General features: G+C 38.4%; 4 protein-coding genes. 3 read left to right on the top strand and 1 reads right to left on the bottom strand.

Features of this window, described 5'->3' with window-relative positions; all coding sequences use genetic code 11:
• Window positions 1-3 precede the first annotated feature (3 nt).
• Window positions 4-636 (top strand): DNA-3-methyladenine glycosylase, encoded by a 633-nt coding sequence (locus tag ACT3QQ_RS13730; RefSeq protein WP_444528407.1) that lies wholly within the window; start codon window positions 4-6, stop codon window positions 634-636.
• Window positions 637-673: 37 nt separating this feature from the next.
• Window positions 674-985, top strand: coding sequence for an NGG1p interacting factor NIF3 (locus tag ACT3QQ_RS13725; protein WP_444528406.1), 312 nt, complete (start codon window positions 674-676; stop codon window positions 983-985).
• A 154-nt stretch (window positions 986-1,139) separates the two neighbouring features.
• Here the strand turns inward: ACT3QQ_RS13725 and ACT3QQ_RS13720 are convergent, their stop codons facing one another.
• The gene (locus ACT3QQ_RS13720; protein WP_444528405.1) at window positions 1,140-1,514 is read right to left on the bottom strand and encodes a hypothetical protein; all 375 of its coding nucleotides are present in this window, start codon (window positions 1,512-1,514) and stop codon (window positions 1,140-1,142) included.
• Window positions 1,515-2,016: 502 nt separating this feature from the next.
• Here ACT3QQ_RS13720 and ACT3QQ_RS13715 point away from each other — a divergent pair.
• A complete protein-coding gene (locus ACT3QQ_RS13715) occupies window positions 2,017-2,724 on the top strand; it encodes a ZIP family metal transporter (protein WP_444519896.1) in 708 nt (235 codons plus the stop codon).
• Window positions 2,725-3,215 lie beyond the last annotated feature (491 nt).

The raw sequence follows: 3,215 nt of genomic DNA, 5'->3' as shown, positions 1-3,215 counted from the left end.
CTAATGTCTATTGCTTCATCAATTACTTTAGAGCCTGACTGGTTTACTCGCCCCACCTGCGTGGTCGCTGCTGATCTGATTGGTAAGGTCTTATGTCGAAAACTAACCGATAGCGATGGATCAGAAAAAATATTGCGTATGCGTATCTCTGAGACCGAAGCCTATATAGGCCAAAATGATCCCGCTTGCCATTCACATGTAGGCACTCGAACGGCGCGCACAAAGATTATGTATGAGCAAGGTGGCGTGTTTTATGTCTATCTGACATACGGTGTGCATCATATGCTAAATTTAATTAGCGGCTCTAAAGAGTCGCCTGAGTCAGTACTGATTCGCGCTGGTTTTTTGACTGATAATAGTGACCGTCTGATTGAAGAACAGCAGCTCAGTCCAGATAAGCAGTTTACACATCTTAAGCAGTTTGCAGGCCCTGGGAAATTGACAAAACGCTTGCAAATCAATCGCGATCTGTATGGCAAACCTATCTCTCCGACATCAGCTGTTTGGATAGAGGATGATGATCGCCAACCTCCAGTATCATTGCGCACGCGTATTGGTATTGATTATGCAGGCGACGCCAAAGATTGGCTGCTACGTTATATATGGACCGATCATCCTTCCTTGTCTAAGAACTAATAGCTTGAGGTTTAAAACTATTTAATGAGGTAAATCGATGTATAAGTTGACCGTGTTTATTCCTGATGAAGCGTTAGACCAAGTAAAGGTTGCTCTGTTTACTGCTGGTGCTGGGAAAATTGGAGACTATGAGCAATGCTGTTGGCAGATACAAGGAACTGGTCAGTTTGTGCCATTATCAGGTAGTGCTCCGCATATTGGGACACAGGATAGTTTAGAAAAGGTTGATGAATGGCGAGTTGAAATGGTGGTGGATGAAGCATTTATCGATGCTACTATTGCGGCGTTAAAAGAGGCGCACCCATATGAAACACCAGCTTATGATGTGATAAAAGTTTTAGATTTCTAGTTTTATGTAGGAAAATATCAGCTTATGGGGTGTAAAACTTCTCATAAAAAACCAAATAAGCCACTTGATGATTTATTTGGTTATACCGTTCTTGGTTATAAAGCTTGATGTCTAAACTAAGTGTTGGTGAAGAGGATTGAACCTTAAAAACTGATTAATCCTTTTTCAGTTTGATCACGTTATAACTTGGATAGCCTAGCTCGATTTTATAATCATCGCGTCCACGCTCAGCCTTTACCTTAATCTTACGATCACCATTTTTATATTTAACGTCTTTGACACGGTAACCCATGCTACGAACTTTACTAGCAGCTCGTCGCTCGACAACGGAGACATAGCTACCTTTATCTTTCTTTTTGTCTTTGTGTTTTTTATGTCCTTTCTTATCCTTATGAACATGTTCGTAAAGGTCGTCATAGCCATTATAGCCGCTCGGTGTTGTCACACAGCCTGTTGTCACTGCCAATAAAGCTGCGACTATGCTGCCAGTCGTTACCGCTTTTAATGTTGAAAATGATAAATTTCTCATAATGATTTCCTAATAGTATTTCGTACCTTTCTAAACCACGTTTAGTATTAATCTTTAAAATGCCACGCCTGTTTTTTCAAAACTATTATTTTCAATACGATAGCCCATAGATATAACTTTGTTTATAGCATAGTGTTTTATAGCTGGATAAGATGTAAAGACAAAAGTTGTAGGCACAGTTGCCTTGATATAGAAGCGTTTGATCGTCTTCGTGATGCTATATCTTATAATGATATTAAATAGACGTTATACATTAAAACGCTATTACTTCGGCATCTGATTAGATTCCAACTTATAAATACTCTGGCAGAAATCTTTTGAAATGTTTACTTACATTATCCATAATAGAGTATAAAACCTTGCGGTAGATGTCGTTTACGTTAAGAAGTTGTAAATGAGTAAAAATGTCAGAGAGTAATCATTGGCTCAAAGATCAGCTGTCGAGTGATGGCAGATAAAAGGAATCAGGTTATAAGATACTCAAATAACAATAAGGAAAAAAATGCCACTCAAACTCATTTTGTTTTCAGGATTTGCAGGTGTCACGGTATTTATAGGTGGACTATTAGCAAACATGTTTGACCACCATATCAAAGACAGTCCAGTTAAGTCACAGTTGGTTCATACATTAATGTCTTTTGGTGCAGGTATCATTTTGTCTGCACTAGCATTGGTATTGGTACCTAAAGGTATGGATGAGCTGGGTGTTTGGGGAGTGATGGGATCATTTTCATTGGGCGCTATCTTGTTTATGCTAATAGATCGAAAGCTAGCATCATCAGGTAGTCAACAAGCAACTTTGCTTGCGATGATGATGGATTTTGTGCCAGAGTCTATTGCTTTGGGTGCTGTGTTTGCTATCGAACCACAAATGGCCTTATTGTTGGCAGTTTTTATTGGTTTACAAAATCTACCTGAATCTTTTAATTCGTTTCGCGACTTAGTACGCAGTGGTTTTAGTGTGCGAAAGACACTAGTCATATTTTTTGGGTTGAGCTTTTTTGGGGTTATATCTGCATTAATCGGACATTTTTTTCTCAGTCAGCATCCTGATATTACTGCGTATCTGATGACATTTGCGAGTGGAGGAATCTTGTATTTATTGATACAAGACATTATTCCTGAGAGTAAGCTCGACAATAATTATTTGCCATCACTGGGTGCCTCATTAGGTTTTTTGGTAGGTATTATGGGTGAAATGATTATTTAGAAACCTGAAAGAAAGGTGAGTTACTCTATTATTTAAACGCGTGTAAGCATATGCTTACACGCAATGACGTTTACGCGACTTAACATAGAAGTGAGAAATGGGCATTATAGTCACACGGCATTAGGGAATGTGACTCAAGGATTGAGTTGACCGCATTAAGGATAATGATTCGATAGCTAGCGTTAGGATGACAATAGCGATTGAAGTAAGGACACATAACCTTTGCTGATAGCTTCAGTTAATACTGAAGCTATAGTGAAAAGGGCAGGATGCCCAGTATCACAATATACTGAATATTTGTGCAAGGATGCATGAAAAGCAGTCGTGATAGGTAACATGGATGGTTAACAATAAAACCGCATAACAATTAATTGCTATGCGGTTTTATCGTGTCTGGAAGATAGTAACTTACTTAATTAATTAATGTCTCTGACAGTTCATTGCTAAAATATAAATTTAATATAAAAAAGCCGCATATATTGTTATGCGGC

Origin of the sequence: Psychrobacter sp. AOP7-A1-24 (genome assembly GCF_052376235.1) — a bacterium.
Lineage (GTDB): Bacteria > Pseudomonadota > Gammaproteobacteria > Pseudomonadales > Moraxellaceae > Psychrobacter.
Note: the sequence above shows the minus strand (reverse complement) of the source record. Positions and strands in the feature narration are given on the sequence as shown.

Excerpts from the sequence above, each read along its gene's own strand:
- ACT3QQ_RS13730 (WP_444528407.1), top strand. The coding sequence starts at position 4 with ATGTCTATTGCTTCATCAATTACTTTAGAGCCTGACTGGTTTACTCGC.
- ACT3QQ_RS13720 (WP_444528405.1), bottom strand. The coding sequence starts at position 1,514 with ATGAGAAATTTATCATTTTCAACATTAAAAGCGGTAACGACTGGCAGC.
- ACT3QQ_RS13725 (WP_444528406.1), top strand. The coding sequence starts at position 674 with ATGTATAAGTTGACCGTGTTTATTCCTGATGAAGCGTTAGACCAAGTA.
- ACT3QQ_RS13715 (WP_444519896.1), top strand. The coding sequence starts at position 2,017 with ATGCCACTCAAACTCATTTTGTTTTCAGGATTTGCAGGTGTCACGGTA.